Here is a 16,419-nt window from a genome sequence, read left to right on the forward strand (position 1 = left end):
CGGCCCAGACGGCGCGGGAGAGTTACTACCCCTACCCGTTTGGACCGGGAGGAGAGGTCAGTGCCGCTGCTGGATTGCGGGGTGCGATCCGGCGGCGACGAGGTCGGCGACCGAGGCGCGAGGATCGCGGCCGGTCACCAGGGTTTCACCGACGAGGACGACATCGGCCCCGGCGCGCGCGAACTCGATTACATCATGCGGCCCGCGGACCCCGGACTCGGCCACCCGGACCAGCTCGGTCGGGATCGTCGGCGCGACCCGCGCGAACGTGTCCCGGTCGACCTCGAGGGTCTTCAGGTTGCGGTTGTTCACGCCGATGAGCTGAGCGCCGGCGTCCACCGCACGCCGGGTCTCCTCCTCGTCGTGCACCTCGACCAGCGGGCACAGGCCGATCGAGTGCGCACGCTCGATCAGCGAGACCAGGGCCTCCTGCTCCAGCGCCGCCGCGATCAGCAGCACCATGTCGGCGCCGGCCGCCCGGGCCTCCCAGAGCTGGTACGACGAGACGATGAAGTCCTTACGCAGCACGGGCACGTCGACCCGGCCGCGAACCGCGCGCAGGTCGTCGAGGCTGCCGTTGAACCGGCGCTCTTCGGTGAGGACCGAAATCGCCGCGGCGCCGCCCAACTCGTACTCCCCGGCCAGCGCGGCCGGGTCGGTGATCTCGGCCAGCTCGCCCTTGGACGGGCTGGACCGTTTCACCTCGGCGATCACCGCGATCCCGTCACCGCGGAACACGGGCATCGGGTCCTTGGCGTCGGGCTTGCGCTGGGCCTCCTGCTTCAGATCGTCCAGGCTGACCCGCGCCTGGCGCTCCGCAAGGTCCTCGCGGACCCCAGCGAGAATGTCGTCAAGCACAGTCATGTCCGTCCGCCCCTCAGTGGTCGCCGTCAGTCGGGACCCCGAAGCCCAGCAACTGCAGCACCTTGCCGGTCAGCGCACCGAGCACCGCGATCGCGACGGAGATCCAGAACAGCACCCAGTTCGGGCCGAGCACCATCGCGATGGCGCCCACCGTGAACGCGACCAGCACGATCACCACCGCGGTCCACGCCGCGGGGCTGTTGCCGTGCAGATCGTGGGGAGCCTCCTCGTCGATCCGACTAGCTGCTTGATCCGCCACCGTATTGTCCATAGTTGGCGCCACTCCTCCTCGTCGTCCTGTCCTATTGTGGCGGTAGCCCGCCGCGATCAGAGAGTCGGGTCCTCCCCGGCGTCGATCGCCTTCCACTGATCGGCCGGTGAGGCAGCCGGATCACGCTCGTATCGTGCTGTAGGTCGCCGCCACCTGTGGGCCGTCACCGCGGCGATCAGACCCGCCGCGACCAGGGCGATCCCGCCTGCTAGTGCGAACCACGGCGCCACGCCGAGGGTCTGCGTGACCTGGTCGGCGAGTACGTCGCTCAGCTCGGGCCGCAGCCTGCTCAGCTCGGCGCCGCCGGGGCGGACGGTCAGAGCGACGATGACCGCGACCGCTCCGAGCAGCGCCACCAGACCGCCCAGAACCCTCCGCAGCATCGTGCCGGCCAGCTTCGTGACCACGACCGCCACCACCGACGCCAGCGCCAGCGTGACCGGCGCCTTGGTGATCGTGTAGCCGCTGAACACCACGTCGACACGCCCGTTGCCCGGGTTGGCCGAGACCCACGTCAGGTACCCGGACAGGCCGAGCAGCACCAGCGCCACCAGGGCGAGCAGATCGACTATCCGTTGCGGTTTCATACGTCACTGCATACGTCGCTGAAGGTTCCCGCGACCGCGATCGCGTTCAGTACGGCGGCCGCCTTGGTCCGGCACTCGGCGTCCTCCGAGGCCGGGTCGGAGTCCGCGACGATCCCGGCACCGGCCTGCACGTACGCCGTCCCGCCGCGCAGCACCGCGGTCCGGATCGCGATCGCGGTGTCCGCGTCGCCGGCGAAGTCCAGGTAGCCGACCACGCCGCCGTACACACCGCGCCGGGTGACCTCGAGCTTGTCGATGATCTCCATCGCCCGCGGTTTCGGTGCCCCGGACAACGTTCCGGCCGGGAACGCGGCGGTCAGTGCGTCGAACGCGGTCATGCCGGCCTTGAGCTGCCCGGTGACCGTCGACTCGAGATGCATGACGTGGCTGTAGCGCCGCACGTCCATGAAGTCGACCACCTCGACCGTGCCGGGCGCGCACACCTTGCCGACGTCGTTGCGGCCGAGGTCGACCAGCATCAGGTGCTCGGCGCGCTCCTTGGCGTCGGCGCGGAGCTCCTCCTCGAGCGCGTGGTCCTCCTCCGGCGTGGCGCCGCGGCGGCGGGTGCCGGCGATCGGGTGCAGGATCACCTTGTTCTCGGTGACCTTGACCAAGGCCTCCGGGCTCGAGCCCACGATGTCGAAGCCGTCGAGGCGGACCAGGTACATGTACGGGCTCGGGTTGGACCGTCGCAGCACCCGGTAGATGTCCAGGGCGCTCGCGGTGGTCTGCAACTCGAACCGCTGCGAGACGACGATCTGGAACGCCTCGCCGGCCCGGATCTCCTCCTTGGCGTGCTCGACCGCCTCCCGGTACTCCGCGCTGGAGCGCTGCCGGTGCGGGTCGGGCTGCGCCTGCCGGTCGGCACGGACGACGTACGACGGGGTGGGCTGCGCGAGGTCGCGCTCCATCGCGTCGAGCCGCCGGACGGCGTCTGCGTACGCCTCGTCGACGCGCTCGTCGGAGTCGTCCCAGTTGACAGCGTTCGCGATCAGCCAGATCTCGCCGGTCTCGTGGTCGAGGGCGGCCAGGTCGGTCGCGAACAGGAACGTCAGCTCGGGCAGGCCGAGGTCGTCGGTCGTTGTGTCGGGCAACCGCTCCAGGCGGCGCACGGCGTCGTACCCGAGGAAGCCGACCATGCCCCCGGTCAGTGGGGGCAGGTCGGGCAACCGCGGCGTGTGCAGGATCTCGAGCGTCTCACGCAGCGCCTTCAGCGGGTCACCGGTCTGCGGGAGGCCGACGGGCGGGTTGCCGGTCCAGACGGCCTCGCCGTCGCGCTCGGTCAGCGTCGCGGCGGAGCGGACGCCGATGAACGAGTAGCGCGACCAGACTCCGCCGTTCTCCGCCGACTCCAGCAGGAACGTGCCCTCGCGCTCGGCCGCGAGCTTGCCGTAGACACCGATCGGCGTCTCGGCGTCGGCGAGCAGCCGGCGCGTCACCGGGATGACCCGGCGGTCCTTCGCGTACTCGCGGAAGGTCTCCAGCTCCGGAACCGTCACGCCGCCACCTCGATCTCACCGTTCTCGAAGCAGCTGCGGGTGCCGGTGTGGCAGGCGGGGCCTTCCTGGTCGACGAGGACGAGCAGGGTGTCGGCGTCGCAGTCGACGAGGATCTGCTTCACGTGCTGACGGTTGCCGCTGGTCTCGCCCTTGACCCAGTACTCCTGGCGGCTGCGGGACCAGAACGTGCCCCGCTTGGTCTCCGCGGTGCGGCGCACCGCCTCGGCGTTCATCCAGCCCACCATCAGGACCTCGCGCGTGTCGTACTGCTGCACCACCGCGGGTATCAACCCGGCCGCGTCGAAGGTCAACTCGTCGATAGTCACCGATCCATTGTCTCCGATCCGGCCGACAGCTTTTACCACGGGCTGACAAGATGGCGGCATGACGAGTGCGTATCCGGTGATCGACGGCCACAACGATCTGCCCATCGCGTTCTACGAGCTGTGCGAGTACGACCTGGACGCACACGACCTGAGCGGGCCGGTGCCACAGCTGCAGACGGACATCCCGAGGCTGCGGGCTGGGCACGTGGGCGGTCAGTTCTGGTCCTTGTGGGTGCCGCAGGACGAGCACGCGGTCCGGCGGACGTTCGAGCAGCTCGACTTCGTCCACCGGTTCGTCGAGCGGTTCCCCGGCGATCTGCAGCTGACAGACACCGCCGACGAGGTGGAGGCAGCCATCGCGACCGGCCGGATCGCCTCGCTGATGGGGATGGAGGGCGGTCACTCGATCGGCGAGTCCCTCGGCGTACTGCGGGTGATGCGCGAGCTCGGCGTGCGGTACATGACGCTCACGCACAACAACAATGTTTCCTGGGCCGACTCGGCCACCGACGAGCCGGTGCTTGGCGGGCTGAACGACTTCGGCGAGCAGGTCGTCCGCGAGATGAACCGGATCGGCATGCTGGTCGACCTCTCGCACGTCTCCGCCGACACGATGCGGCACGCGCTCCGGGTGACCAGCGCGCCGGCGATCTTCAGCCACTCGTCGTCCCGCGCTGTCTGCGACGTACCGCGGAACGCGCCTGACGACGTGCTCGAGACGCTCGCCGCCAACGACGGCGTCTGCATGGTCACCTTCGTCCCGTACTTCGTCTCGCAGTCGTACGTCGACTGGCTCGACGGCATGCGCGCGCTGGCCAAGGAGCGCGGGCTCGAGGGCAAGGAACACCGCAAGCAGGTCGAGGAGCTGTACGGCGTACCGCGCCCGGACATCACGCTCGCGGACGTGGTCAAGCATGTCGAACACGTCCGCGAGGTGGCCGGGATCGACCACATGGGCGTCGGCGGCGACTACGACGGCTGCCCGGAGTTCCCGATCGAGCTGCCCGACGTGTCGTCGTACCCGGTGCTGTTCGACGCGCTGGCCGACCGCGGCTGGAGCGACGAGGACCTCGGGAAGCTTGCCGGTGGCAACATCCTGCGCGTGCTCCGGGCCGCGGACGACGTCGCCACGGCTTAGGCGTTGCGGTTCTGCGCCCTGATCTCGGCTTGCGGCTCGAGACCGGCGGCCTGGTACGTCGCGACCGCGCCGTCGTTGGACGCCGGCGTACAGGTGTAGATGCTCGAGGCGCCCATTTCCTGCAACGCACGAGCACACGCGAGCACGATCGCGGTGCCGTAGCCACGCCCGCGGTGCAGCCGATGCACGCCCATCGGCTCGATGTAGCCCGGACGTCCTTCCCCGGCTGACCACACGGTCGCGGCGGCCACGGACTCGCCGAGCTTGTTCCGCGCGATCAAGCACCGCGCATCGGCGTACGGCAGGCCGTCGGCCATCGCGAACCAGCGGTCGTTGGTGAACGTCGACCCGTCGAACGAAGCCCGCTGTACACCGGTCCGCTCGTGCGCATCCTCCGACCCGACCACATCGACCCGCATTCCCGGATCGGGCACCGGGCCACTCAGACTGCGCACCAGCGGGATCCACGGCTTGTCCGCGTCCCACCCGTCCTTGAAGAGCAGATCCTGAACGAGCGCCCCCATCGGCGTCTCGACAGCCACCTGGCCCTCAATCAGTACGCCGCTGTCCGGCGTCGAAACGTCCTCGACGATCCGCTGCGCCAACTCGTCGTCCCGCTGCAACTCCGGCGCGATCGCCATCCGCAACCAGTCCGGCTCATCAAGCATCCCCACCGCGACGATCTCCCCGCCCCGCCGCCAAACCCGCGTCGCGGCCGCCGTAGCCTCCGCCCCGAACCGCCAGAACCACCCCAAATCCCCCGGATGCAACTGCACCGGCACCCCGTCGCGCTGCCACCCCCGCAACACCCCTACAACCTCGTCCAGCTCCCCGACACCCGCAGTACTCAACGCAATCGCCATACCCCCGATCACACACCATGCCGCGGACAGTTCGCACACATGTTTGTGATTCTGCGGTGGGGGCACGGGACGGACTCAAGTGTTGACCGACGGATGGAGTGGCTGTGCTTACCCTGACTGAGAACGCGACGCTGGTGATCAAGAGCATCACTGGAGTCGAGGGCGCGCCGGAGGGGGCCGGGGTGCGGATCTCGCAGGAGAACCCGGCGGATCCGGCGCTCGCGGTGACGACTACCGAGGCTCCGCAGCCTGGTGACCAGGTGGTCGAGGAGGCGGGTGCACGGGTGTTCCTCGAGCACAACGCCGCGAATGCGCTCGACGACAAGATCCTGGACGCCGCAGTGGACGACAAGGGCGGTGTCGAGTTCCTGCTGGTGCCGCAGCCGGGCGCGGGCAACGGAGCTGCTCCGACCCCCTGAGGACGAGCGACGAGCCGATCAGGCGCCGACCGCGCCTGATCAGCTGTGCTCTGCGCCGGTCGGGATCTGAATCCCGGCCGGCGCACGCACGTCTGGCCCCTAGACCGCGCTCCGCTGGGCGATCCAGCTGTCGTGCAGGTGCGTGTACACGCCGCCGGCGCCGACCAGCTCGGCGTGCGGTCCGCGTTCGACGATCTCGCCGTCGTCGAAGACCAGCACTTCATCGGCAGCCTCGGCGGTCGAGAGCCGGTGCGCGATCGTCACCGACGTACGCCCGGCCATCAGTCGCTCGAGCGCCGCGTTGACCCGCACCTCGGTGCCCGGGTCGACCGCGGACGTCGCCTCGTCGAGCACGAGCAGATCCGGATCCGCGATGTTCGCGCGGACGAGCGCGACCAGCTGCCGCTCCCCCGCCGACAGCGATTCACCGCGCTGACCGACGGGCGATTGCAGGCCGTCCGGCAGCGACTCCAGCCAGTCCGTCAGCCCGAGCGACTCGAACGCCGTCACCAACTCCGCGTCGGTCACCTCGGGCCGGCCGAACCGCACGTTCTCCGCGAGTGACGCGTCGAACAGGTACCCGTCTTGCGGCACCATCACGACCCGCTCCCGCAGCGACTCGAACGAAATCTCGCGAGCGTCCACCCCATCGAGCTTGACCGCGCCCGACGTCGGATCCATCAACCGGGTCAGCAGCTTCGCGAACGTCGTCTTCCCGGACCCGGTCTCGCCCACGACCGCGACCCGCCGATGCGGCGCGATCCGTACGTCGACGTCGCGCAGTACCAGATCGCCTTCCGGATAAGCGAAATCGACGTCCGCGAACTCGACCGTGATCGGTCCGCGGGCCTGCTTCACGCCGTCCTCGCCGGGGTCCACGACGTCGGCCGGCGTCGCGATCACGCCGAGCACCCGCCGCCAACCGGCGAACGCGCTCTGCGCGTCGGTCAGCACCTGCGTCGCGATCTGCACCGGGTCCGAGAACAGCGACACCAGGAACATGAACGCGAGCAATTCGCCCAGCGTCGCCTTGCCGTCGACCCCGAGCAGTACGCCGACCGTCAGCACGCCCGCGTTCGCGAGACCGGCCGCCAGACCGCCGATCGAGAACGTCAGACCGGTGATCGCCTGCGCCTTGGTCGCGGTCTTGCGGTAGTCCTCGATCGACGCGTCGATGCGGTCCTGAGTCCGCTTCTCGATCGCGTACGAGCGGACCACCTGCGCGCCGACGACCGGCTCCGAGATCGCCGACAGCATCTCGCCGACCTTCGCCCGGACCACGCCGTACGCCGCCGACATCGCGCGCTGCAGGTACTTCAGGCTGGCGAACAGCGGGATGAAGCACAGCAGCACGACCAACGCGAGCTGCCACGAGTAGAAGAACATCACCACGGTCGCCAGCGCCATCTGCCCGAGGCTGACGATGAAGATGAACCCGCCGAACTGCAGGAACTGCGACACCGTGTCCACATCGGACGTGACCCGGCTGACCAGCGCGCCGCGCCGCTCCGTGCTCTGCGTCAGCACCGGCAGATCGTGCACGTGCCGGAACGCCTTGATCCGCATCGTCGCCAGCCCGGACTCCGAGTTGACCGCGAGCCGCACAGTCGTCAGGTACGACGCGCCCGCGGTCAGGATCACGCCCAGCGCGCAGATCAGGCACATCCAGGCGACGTACGACATGTCCGGACCGCCGGCGCCGGACAGTCCCTTGTCGATGGTCTGCTGCACCGCGATCGGTACGACGATCCGCCCGGCCGTCATCGTCAGCGCGAGAATCCCGGTCACCCACCACCCGCGTGCCAGCTCGGGCGAGACCTTGAGGCCGTCCTTCAGGGTCTGAAGTCCACCCGCGTTGTCGCCGTGGTCAAGACGAGACGCTTCCGCCGCGCTCACGCTGACACCCCTTCCTCATCAAGCTCAGCCTCGTCGAGATCGAGTTCGGCCTCTTCCTGCCGGCGCTCGGCGTCCTTCTCGTACGCGTCGACCAGGTCCCGGTACGCCGGTGTCGACGACTGCAGCTCCGTGTGGGTGCCATGCGCGAGGATCCGGCCGTCGTCCATGAACAGCACCTCGTCGGCGAGCGAGATCGTCGCCTTCCGGTACGCGATCACCAGCACGGTCGTCGCCGCGCCGGCCTCGTCGTGTACGGCGCTCCGCAGCCCGGCCAGGATGCGTGCCTCGACCTGCGGGTCGACCGCGCTCGTCGCGTCGTCCAGAATCAGCAGCCGCGGCCGCCGTACCAGGGCACGTGCCAGCGCGATCCGCTGCCGCTGCCCGCCGGACAGCGTCGTACCGCGCTCGCCGACCTTGGTGTCGAGGCCCTCCGGCAGCGCCTTCACGAACCCGTCGCCCTGCGCGATTCGCAGCGCGTCCCACACGTCGTCGTCGCTGTACTCGCCACCGAGCGTGATGTTGCCGCGGATCGTGTCGTCGAACAGGAACGCGGTCTGCGCCACCAGCGCGACCGAGCCGGCCAGCTCGTCGCGCGCCAGCTCCCGCAGATCGACCCCGTCGACCTTGACGGCGCCCTGCTCCGGGTCGACCAGCCGCGTCAGCAGCGTGGTCAACGTGGACTTGCCGGCACCCGTCGGCCCGACCACCGCGACCGTCCGCCCGGGCTCGATCGTGAAGTCCATCCCCGCGAGTACGTCGCGCTCCGGCAGGTACCCGAACCGCACGCCGGCCACCTGCAGCCGGGCCGCCTTCGTCGACGTGAGCCGCGCCTCGCCGTACTCCATGCCGCCCTTGGCGGTCAGCACGCGCTGGACCCGGTCCCAGCCGACGACCGACCGCGGGAGCTCGCCGAGAACCCAGCCGAGCGCCCGGATCGGGAACCCGATCAGCGTGAACAGGAACGCCACCTGGATCACGTCACCGGCATCCGCACCGCCGGACCGCACCCGCCCGACGCCGACCAGCAGTACGGCGAGCACGCCGAGCCGGGGCAGACCGTCGATGACCGGGTCGAACATGCCGCGGGCCTTGTTCACCGCGATGTTCGCGTCGCGCAGCTCGTTCGTCGGGCCGCGGAAGCGCTCGGTCTCGGCCGCCTCACGACCCAGCGTCTTCACCACGAGCGCGCCGTCGAACGACTCGTGCGCGACCTCGGAGACATCCGCGCGGAGCTGCTGGGCCCGGGTCGCGAGCGGTTGCAGGTAGCGCTGGAAGATCACGTTCGCGACGAAGACCAGCGGGAACACCAGGCACCCGACCAGGGCCAGCCAGACGTCGGCCGCGAACATCGCGATCGTCGCGAACACCAGCATCGCGATCACGCCGATCGCCATCGGCAGCGGCGCGATCACGAACCAGGTCGACTCCACGTCGGCGTTCGCGTTCGACAGCAACATGCCGGTCGAGTGCTGGTGGTGCCACTCGAGCGGAAGCTTCAGGTACTGCCGGGTGACGCGGTTGCGGTACGTCGCCTGCAGCCGGAACTGCATCACCCCGGCGCCGAGGCGCCGCCCGACCACGCCGATCGCGTTCAGGATCGCGATCCCGAGGAACAACGAGATCAGGGTCAGGATCGCGCCGGTGGTGGTCTCACCGCTCTCGAACGCGGGCCGGATCACGTGATCGGTCGACCAGCCGAGGGCCCAGCCGCCGGCCACGGTCATCCCGCCGTACAGCATGCTGGCGAGCACGGACAGCGTGAAGATGCCCGGCTCCTCCCAGATCGCGACCCGCAGCACCCCGAACCCCCGCCGGGTGACGCTGCCCTTGTCGGGGACTTTCGGGACAGGCAAGACACACTCCAGGCAGTCAGGTGCATACGTGGGACACAGGCATGACAACGATTGACATTCTGCCACTCCCCAAAACCTCCCTCCTCCTCCTTTTTCTTTCCTTCCTCTCCTCCACCCAGAACAGAAGGAAGGAAAGCGGAGAAGGTGGGAATTAGGATCGAGTTGTGACCGACTACAGCCGGGTAGAACGACTTGCGCTCAGTGACCTGCTCGACCAGCTGGGGCCTGATCAGCCCACGCTGTGCGAGGGCTGGGACACCTATGACCTCGCGGTCCATCTGTACGTCCGGGAAGCTGATCCGATGGTCGGGCCGGGGCTGGTGATCCCGGCGCTCGCGGAGACCACCGCGCGGCGGATGAAGCGCGCGAAGGAGCGCTACAGCTTCACCGAGGTGGTCGACAAGTTCCGGCATGGTCCGCCGGCGGTCTCGATCTTCGCGCTGCCGAAGCTCGGTCACCAGCTCAACACGAGCGAGTACTTCATCCACCACGAGGACGTCCGCCGGGCCCAACCGTCGTACGAGATCCGCACGCTGCCGGCCGAGCAGCAGGAGGGTCTGTGGAAGGGCCTCCGGCTGGGTGCGCGGTCGATGATGCGGAAGGCGGCGAGCGGTGTCGTTCTGGCGCTGCCGGACGGTACGTCGGTCGTCGCGAAGCGCCCCAACGAGCTGGGATCGGTCACGGTGACCGGTGCGCCGGGTGAGCTGGTGCTCTTCTGTTCCGGGCGTCAGCAGGTGGCCGACGTAAAGCTGGACGGTGATGCGGAGCCGATCGAGCGACTCCGCAACGCGTCATTTGGGGTGTGATTTACGCCGGTGGCGCTGGATGAGGCTGCTGACGACGGTGGTGAGGATGACTAGCACGATCGCCGCCAGCACGCCCTGCCACGGCTCGTCGAACAGCGCGTAGCCGAGCAGTCCGATCGCCATGTAGACCGCGGCCCACAGCGACGACGCGGCCAGATCGACCAGCGCGAACCGCTCCCACGGGTACCCGGCCAGGCCGGCCGCCAGCAGTACGGGCACGCGTCCGCCGGGGATCAGCCGCGACGTCAGCAGCACGCCGATCTCGTGCTCGGACAACCTGTCCCGGAGCGCGTCGAGCGACGCGTTGTCCCGCAACCAGCCGATCCGCTTGGCCAATCGCTCACCGCCGAAGCGGCACCCGGCGTACACGATCAGGTCGCCGACATACGCCCCGGCCGCGCCTGCGATCAGCACTCCGACCAGCCCTATCGGGTTGCTGTGCGACGCCAGTACGGCGCCCGCGGAGACCGCAGCGCCCGTCGGCAGCACAGGAAGCACCGCCCCGATCAACACCGCACCGGCCAGCGCGAACAAGTACCAAAGGTCGAACTTGGTGTCCCCGCTCATGCGGGCACCTCGAACGACTCGCCTGGCACCAAGAGCTCCACCTTCACCGAGGGGTCCACCTCGGCCATCGCGGCCCGGAACCTGTCCCCCGGTGGCAGGAACAACTCCGGCTTGACCCAATCGAAACCGATCGGCCAGAACGTCCCGAAATGTACCGGGACCGCCCTCGAAGCGCCGACCCGCCGCACCGCCTCGGCCGCTCGCACCGGATCCAGATGCCCCGGTCCCAGCGACGGCCCCCATCCACCGACCGGCACCAGCGCCAGGTCAACCTGACCGGCCTCCGCCGCCAACCCGTCGTACAGATCCGTATCGCCTGCGAACCAGACGCTCGGCGAGCTGTCGATCCGGTACCCCACCGCCTGCGCGGAGTACGACGACCACGGCAGCCGCCGCCCGTCGTGATGCGCCGTGACAGCGGTGATCTCGAGCGACCCGATCTTGATTTGATTGCCCGGGGCAACTTCGATACAGCGCTCGGAGTACGCCGGTCCGCTGTCGGCGTGGATCAGCTTCGCCGCGCCGCGCGGCACCACCAGCGCGGCGTCGGGCGCGACCATCGGCAGCGAGGTGAGGTGCAGGTGGTCGGCGTGCAGGTGCGAGATCAGCACCGCGTCGCAGTGCCCCGCCTCGGGCGACGGGTTCGGACCGCGGCGGCGGCGCAGGTGCGCGATCCGCGACGTCAGCACCGGATCGGTCAGGAGCCGCGTGCCGTTCGCCTCGATGGTGGTGGTGGCGTGCCCCCACCAGGTGATTCGCACGCTTCAGGCCTCAACCTTCGACTCGACCGGTTCCTCCAGGTCCTTGCGGTGCCCCAACTGCTCCAGCCAGCCGACGAGCACCTCATGGACCGCATCGGAGCCTACGGGAGCCTTGTTCAGCTCCCAGCGCGACGGGTGCACCAGGACCGCGTCGGTCTGCCAGCCGCCGATCCCGCCGTGGCATCCGACCAGCTCCTCGAATGCCGCCACCTCGTGCGTGTAGTCGTCCAGCCGGCTGACCACGACGAGGTCCCCGTTGTGCGCCATCTCTGCCTGCCGGAGCATCGAGGCGGCCGCCAGCTCGCCGTACGGCGCGAGCGGGTCCTCCCCCTCGACCCGGCCGGACCGCAGTACATGGACCCCGGCCCGACCGATCGCGACCGGTCCTTCGGCGAGCGAGTCGACCACGACGAACCCGATGCCGGGATGGGTGGCGAGGCCCGGGATCAGCTTCGGATGCAGCAGCTCGACCTCTTCCAGCGGCACCCGGCCGGGCGTGGTGGCGAGGTAGAGCAGCGCCAGGTTCCCGGACGCGGTGACGACCATCTGCTCGTCGGCGGCGACCGGCGGCTCGCAGTCCTTCGGACCGAGCTCGACCTCGCCGCTCTTCACGTGCAGCGCCTTCCGGGTCACTGAACCGGCCACGCTGCGGCGCATCGCCAGCTCGGTGAGGAACGCGTTCACCGGACCCCAGCCCTCGGACCTGCCGACCGCCGAGACCGGCTCCTTGGTGGTGTCGACGAGGTCGTCGACCACCTCGGTCAGCGTCCGGCCGTACCGCTGGTGGAACGTCGAGCCCTGGCTCTGACCGTGGTCGGACAGCACGACGATCTCGTACGAGTGCGGCAGGATGTCGATGATCCGCTGGAGCGCACCGAGCACCCGGTCCAGGCCTTCGAGGGTCTGCAGCGACTCGGCCCGGGTCGGGCCGGCGTGGTGCGCGACCTCGTCGTAGTCGACGAAGTCGCAGTAGATGACCGGCGTGCCTTGGACCAGCTCGTCGGTGATCAGCGAGACGTTCAGGTCGCGGAGCAGGACGTTGGTGATCGCGCGCAGGAAGATGTACCCGCCGCCGCGCTTCACCCGCGGGACCAGATGCCGGACGCGTTGCCGGCGGGCCTGGTGCAGCTCCTTGATCATCTCCGCGACGCACAGGATCAGCCCGCGGGCGGCGCCCTGCGGGCTGGAGAAGAACCGGACGTACCCGCGGCTGCGGCTGTTCGGCAGGGCGGCCCGGCTGAACACCAGCTCGCACTTGTCCGCGTCGCCGGACCAGTTGTTGCTGATGCTGACGCCGCCGTCCGCGAGCAGGCCGCGACCGGTCGACATCCGCTCCTCGAGCTCCGCCGCGTCCCGGCCACGGTTCGTGACCATCACCCGGCCGGTCTCCTTCTCGTACCACCGGAACGCCGGGATGTGCTTCGAGCCGCCGTGCAAGATCCCGGCCTGGCTCGCCGGCGTAGTCGCCGGTACGCCGGTGTGCCAGGCGAGCATCGAGTGGTTGCCGTCCCGGATCCAGCCGCCCAGGTTCGGCAGGTTGCCGGCCAGGACCATCCAGTTGAGCAGCGGCGCGGACAGCCCGTCGATCTGGATGATCAGCAGCCCGGTCTTCGGCGCGGGCTGGATCCGCCGGGCCCGGCGGTGCACGACCCGCATCACCTCGGCGACGTACGCGTCGTCACTGCCGGCGTACGCGACCCAGCCGACGAAGGCGCTGATCGACGACATCCAGATGGCCACCAGCACCGGCGCCTCGACCCCGCCGTGCAGATTCACGCCGGGGTCGACGGTGATCGCGAGGTAGACGACTCCGAACTGTGACAGCAGCCCGCCGATCAGTACGCCGAGCGAGCCGATCAGCACCGCGACACCGGCCAGAATCCAGCGCATCAGCACCGAGAACACCGCCAGCAGCACGACCAGCCGGAAGATCGGCAGCCGGCCGTCGCTGCTGATCTGCGGCAGCGTCCAGAACGTGATGATCAGCGAGATCAGCGACGCGAGACCGCCGTACAACATCGCTTGCAGGCCGCGGCCGGTACGGCGGAGATCCAGCCACACCGGTCGCCGCCGCCGGTCGTCGTACACCCGTTCTGGTGGTTTCGCCATCGCTTGCTTCGTACTCCCCGTTCGTCACCCCGTAGGCATCTTGGTGCACTACGAGACTACGGGGTGCCTACTGCACTTCGAGGTAGTCCACCTCGGTGTACAGATCGCCTTTGGTCAGCCGGATCGTGTTCCAGCCGGCGTTGAGCGTGACCGACACCGAGCTCTCGTGCCAGTTGTCCCAGCCGGTGACCGGGTAGCCGACCGAGCCCGCGTTGTTGCCGTTGACAACGAGACCGTGGCTCGCGGTGGACGTCGATCCGTTGGCGTACCCGACGTACAGCGTGTAGCTGCCCGCGACCGGCGCGAAGACCGTGTTCTCGACCCAGGAGTCGGCGTAGTCGATGTACGCGACCACCTTGCCGTCCGAGGCGCCGGCGGCGTTGGCCCGGACGCTGCAGTGGTTGAGCGTGCCGCGCTCAGCCTCGTACCGGACCCGGCTCCCACGGACCACCGGGTAATCGTTCGCCCAGCCGATGTCGGCGACGTAGAGATGCCGCTGGTTGCCGACCCAGCCGTGCAGGAAGATCTTGTTGTCGACCACGTCCGCACCACCTGGTCCGCAGACGGCGTTGTCGAACGTCGCTGTCGTCATCAACGGCCGGTACGCCGTTGTCCACGGCCCGCCGAGGCTCGTCGAGGTCGCGTACGACGTGAGGTAGTTGCAGTCGTTGTACCCGCCGCCGGAGAACTGCCAGAGCAATAGTCAGAAGTCGTCGCATGGGTGACTCCTCAGGTGGGGCGGATACCTGTACGACGAACTTTTCCATCGATTCACCTGGAACGCGAGACCTCAATCCCGCCGATCCCTGGACCTGGAGTCGTTCGAGGTAGAGACTCCGGCTAGTTGTTTTCCGCCTGGTTTGAGGGAGTGTCTCGTGAGTCATTTACCGAGAGTGTCGGGACGCGGGTTGGTCGCGGGGCTGGCCGCGGTCGCAGCAGTTGTCGGCGGTGTCGCGACGCAATCCAGCGGCGCGCCGACCGCAGTACAAGAGACGGCGTTGCAGCAGCGGCTCGACGGGCTGCTGAACGACAGCCGGTACGACGGGTCGCAGGTCGAGCTCGTGGTCCGCGACGCGACCACCGGGGAGACGCTGTACAACCGCAACGGCGACCAGCGGATGCTGCCCGCCTCGAACACCAAGCTGTTCATCTCGACGGCCGCGATGCACGTGCTCGGCCCGTCGTACCGCTTCCACACCGACGTACTCGCCACCGCACCCGTCCGCGGTGGGAAGCTGCGCGGTGACCTCTACCTGAAGGGGTACGGCGACCCGACCGCGCTGGAGTCCGACTACGCCGGCCTGGCCAAGCAGCTGAAGGCGGCCGGCGTACGGCGGGTGGACGGCGACCTGATCGCGGACGACTCGTACTTCGACCACGTCCGGCTCGGTGACAGCTGGGCCTGGGACGACGAGCCGTTCTACTACAACGCCCAGATCTCCGCGCTGACGCTCGCCCCGAACACCGACTACGACTCCGGTACGGCGATCGTCGAGAGCCGCCCCGGCGCTGCCGCCGGTGCACCGGCCAAGCTGACTCTGGTCCCCGCGACCGGCGCGATCAAGCTGATCAACACCGCGACCACCGGCGCAGCCGGCACCTCCAACACCATCAGCGTCGAGCGCGACCACGGCACCAACGTCGTCCGAGTGAGCGGCTCGATCCCGCTCGGCGCCTCGGTCGACCAGGAGTGGACGACCGTCTGGGAGCCCGAGCTGTACGCCGCCGACGTGTTCCGCCGGGCGCTGACCGCGCAAGGCATCTCGGTCAGCGGCCACATCAAGAACTCGACCACCCCGACCGGCGCCGCGCGGCTGGCCCGGGACGAGTCGATGACCGTCGGCGAGCTGCTCACGCCGTTCCTCAAGCTCTCGAACAACATGCACGCCGAGACGCTGGTCAAGGCGATGGGCGCGGTCGTCGAGGCCGACGGCAGCTGGCCGGCCGGGCTGGACGTGGTGACGAACTACGCGCAGAGCGTCGGCGTCGACACCAGCCGGATCCGGCTGTCCGACGGCTCCGGCCTGTCCCGCAAGGTGAACGTGACCGGTGACGCGATCACCGACATCCTGATCGCCGCGCGCAAGGAGCCGTGGTTCCAGCAGTGGTACGACGCCCTGCCGATCGCCGGCAACCCGGAACGGTTCGTCGGCGGCACGCTCCGCAGCCGGATGCAGAACACGCCGGCCGCGAACAACCTGCACGGCAAGACCGGATCGCTCACCGGCGTGACGGCGCTGTCCGGCTACGTGTCGAACGCGGACGGCCGCAAGCTGGTGTTCTCGATGATCAGCAACAACTACCTCAGCAGCCCGCGGGACATCGAGGACGCGGTCGGCGTCACGCTCGCGTCGTGGTCGGACCAGGGCGCTCCCCCGGCCGCGGTCAAGACGTTCAAGTCCGCACAGACGCCGTGTGACCTGGAGTGGGACAAGGCCTGCTAATCAGGTCGACAGTACG

Annotated in this window: 16 protein-coding genes; 4 read left to right on the top strand and 12 right to left on the bottom strand. The window is 69.1% G+C overall.

The genetic code is table 11. The annotated features are described in order from the left end of the window. Window positions 1–57 precede the first annotated feature (57 nt). The 5 genes from trpC to hisI are packed head-to-tail and all read right to left on the bottom strand — an operon-like array spanning window position 58 to window position 3,547. Window positions 58–864, bottom strand: coding sequence for an indole-3-glycerol phosphate synthase TrpC (gene trpC, locus EV645_RS41360; RefSeq protein WP_130450747.1), 807 nt, complete (start codon window positions 862–864; stop codon window positions 58–60). 13 nt (window positions 865–877) lie between these two features. Then, the gene (locus EV645_RS41365; protein WP_198682188.1) at window positions 878–1,135 is read right to left on the bottom strand and encodes an HGxxPAAW family protein; all 258 of its coding nucleotides are present in this window, start codon (window positions 1,133–1,135) and stop codon (window positions 878–880) included. 56 nt (window positions 1,136–1,191) lie between these two features. After that, complete coding sequence (locus tag EV645_RS41370; protein WP_130450749.1) at window positions 1,192–1,722, bottom strand: Trp biosynthesis-associated membrane protein; 531 nt, start codon at window positions 1,720–1,722, stop codon at window positions 1,192–1,194. Continuing rightward, window positions 1,719–3,221, bottom strand: a complete 1,503-nt coding sequence (locus EV645_RS41375) for an anthranilate synthase component I (RefSeq protein WP_130450751.1) — start codon at window positions 3,219–3,221, stop codon at window positions 1,719–1,721. The genes EV645_RS41370 and EV645_RS41375 overlap by 4 nt, the downstream gene beginning before the upstream one ends. After that, entirely contained in the window at window positions 3,218–3,547 is a 330-nt protein-coding gene (gene hisI / locus EV645_RS41380) for a phosphoribosyl-AMP cyclohydrolase (protein WP_130450753.1), read from the bottom strand. Before hisI ends, EV645_RS41375 begins: the two co-directional genes overlap by 4 nt. A 58-nt stretch (window positions 3,548–3,605) precedes the next feature. On the opposite strand from hisI, the gene EV645_RS41385 reads away from it, so the two are divergent. Next, window positions 3,606–4,685, top strand: coding sequence for a dipeptidase (locus EV645_RS41385; RefSeq protein ID WP_130450755.1), 1,080 nt, complete (start codon window positions 3,606–3,608; stop codon window positions 4,683–4,685). On the opposite strand, the gene EV645_RS41390 is transcribed toward EV645_RS41385, so the two are convergent. Then, window positions 4,682–5,548, bottom strand: a complete 867-nt coding sequence (locus EV645_RS41390; RefSeq protein WP_130450757.1) for a GNAT family N-acetyltransferase — start codon at window positions 5,546–5,548, stop codon at window positions 4,682–4,684. The genes EV645_RS41385 and EV645_RS41390 overlap by 4 nt on opposite strands. Window positions 5,549–5,652: 104 nt before the next feature. Here EV645_RS41390 and EV645_RS41395 point away from each other — a divergent pair, with 104 nt between their 5' ends. Then, entirely contained in the window at window positions 5,653–5,967 is a 315-nt protein-coding gene (locus EV645_RS41395) for a Fe-S cluster assembly protein HesB (RefSeq protein ID WP_130450759.1), read from the top strand. A gap of 99 nt (window positions 5,968–6,066) precedes the next feature. Here the strand turns inward: EV645_RS41395 and EV645_RS41400 are convergent, their stop codons facing one another. Both EV645_RS41400 and EV645_RS41405 read right to left on the bottom strand, forming a co-directional pair. Next, the gene (locus EV645_RS41400; RefSeq protein WP_130450760.1) at window positions 6,067–7,863 is read right to left on the bottom strand and encodes an ABC transporter ATP-binding protein; all 1,797 of its coding nucleotides are present in this window, start codon (window positions 7,861–7,863) and stop codon (window positions 6,067–6,069) included. Further along, a complete protein-coding gene (locus EV645_RS41405) occupies window positions 7,860–9,716 on the bottom strand; it encodes an ABC transporter ATP-binding protein (protein ID WP_130450762.1) in 1,857 nt (618 codons plus the stop codon). The genes EV645_RS41400 and EV645_RS41405 overlap by 4 nt, the downstream gene beginning before the upstream one ends. A gap of 164 nt (window positions 9,717–9,880) precedes the next feature. Between EV645_RS41405 and EV645_RS41410 the strand changes: the two genes are divergently transcribed. Beyond that, window positions 9,881–10,522 carry a TIGR03085 family metal-binding protein gene (locus EV645_RS41410; protein ID WP_130450764.1) on the top strand — a complete coding sequence of 214 codons (642 nt, stop codon included), beginning with the start codon at window positions 9,881–9,883 and terminating at the stop codon, window positions 10,520–10,522. Here EV645_RS41410 and EV645_RS41415 read toward each other — a convergent pair. The 4 genes from EV645_RS41415 to EV645_RS41430 form a co-directional block, all read right to left on the bottom strand. Continuing rightward, window positions 10,508–11,089 (bottom strand): DedA family protein, encoded by a 582-nt coding sequence (locus EV645_RS41415; protein WP_130450766.1) that lies wholly within the window; start codon window positions 11,087–11,089, stop codon window positions 10,508–10,510. The two genes, EV645_RS41410 and EV645_RS41415, sit on opposite strands and share 15 nt — an antisense overlap. Beyond that, entirely contained in the window at window positions 11,086–11,850 is a 765-nt protein-coding gene (locus EV645_RS41420) for an MBL fold metallo-hydrolase (RefSeq protein WP_130450768.1), read from the bottom strand. Before EV645_RS41420 ends, EV645_RS41415 begins: the two co-directional genes overlap by 4 nt. Window positions 11,851–11,853: 3 nt before the next feature. Then, on the bottom strand, window positions 11,854–13,959 hold the full coding sequence (locus tag EV645_RS41425) for an alkaline phosphatase family protein (protein WP_130450770.1): 2,106 nt from the start codon (window positions 13,957–13,959) through the stop codon (window positions 11,854–11,856). A 67-nt stretch (window positions 13,960–14,026) separates the two neighbouring features. After that, a complete protein-coding gene (locus EV645_RS41430; protein WP_130450772.1) occupies window positions 14,027–14,659 on the bottom strand; it encodes a CBM35 domain-containing protein in 633 nt (210 codons plus the stop codon). A 175-nt stretch (window positions 14,660–14,834) separates the two neighbouring features. On the opposite strand from EV645_RS41430, the gene dacB reads away from it, so the two are divergent. After that, on the top strand, window positions 14,835–16,403 hold the full coding sequence (dacB, locus tag EV645_RS41435; protein ID WP_130450774.1) for a D-alanyl-D-alanine carboxypeptidase/D-alanyl-D-alanine endopeptidase: 1,569 nt from the start codon (window positions 14,835–14,837) through the stop codon (window positions 16,401–16,403). The last annotated feature ends 16 nt before the right edge of the window (window positions 16,404–16,419 follow it).

This window comes from Kribbella rubisoli (genome assembly GCF_004217145.1).
In the GTDB taxonomy this organism is placed as follows: Bacteria; Actinomycetota; Actinomycetes; order Propionibacteriales; family Kribbellaceae; genus Kribbella; species Kribbella rubisoli.

Excerpts from the sequence above, each read along its gene's own strand:
- trpC (WP_130450747.1), bottom strand. The coding sequence starts at position 864 with ATGACTGTGCTTGACGACATTCTCGCTGGGGTCCGCGAGGACCTTGCG.
- EV645_RS41365 (WP_198682188.1), bottom strand. The coding sequence starts at position 1,135 with ATGGACAATACGGTGGCGGATCAAGCAGCTAGTCGGATCGACGAGGAG.
- EV645_RS41370 (WP_130450749.1), bottom strand. The coding sequence starts at position 1,722 with ATGAAACCGCAACGGATAGTCGATCTGCTCGCCCTGGTGGCGCTGGTG.
- EV645_RS41385 (WP_130450755.1), top strand. The coding sequence starts at position 3,606 with ATGACGAGTGCGTATCCGGTGATCGACGGCCACAACGATCTGCCCATC.
- EV645_RS41390 (WP_130450757.1), bottom strand. The coding sequence starts at position 5,548 with ATGGCGATTGCGTTGAGTACTGCGGGTGTCGGGGAGCTGGACGAGGTT.
- EV645_RS41415 (WP_130450766.1), bottom strand. The coding sequence starts at position 11,089 with ATGAGCGGGGACACCAAGTTCGACCTTTGGTACTTGTTCGCGCTGGCC.
- EV645_RS41425 (WP_130450770.1), bottom strand. The coding sequence starts at position 13,959 with ATGGCGAAACCACCAGAACGGGTGTACGACGACCGGCGGCGGCGACCG.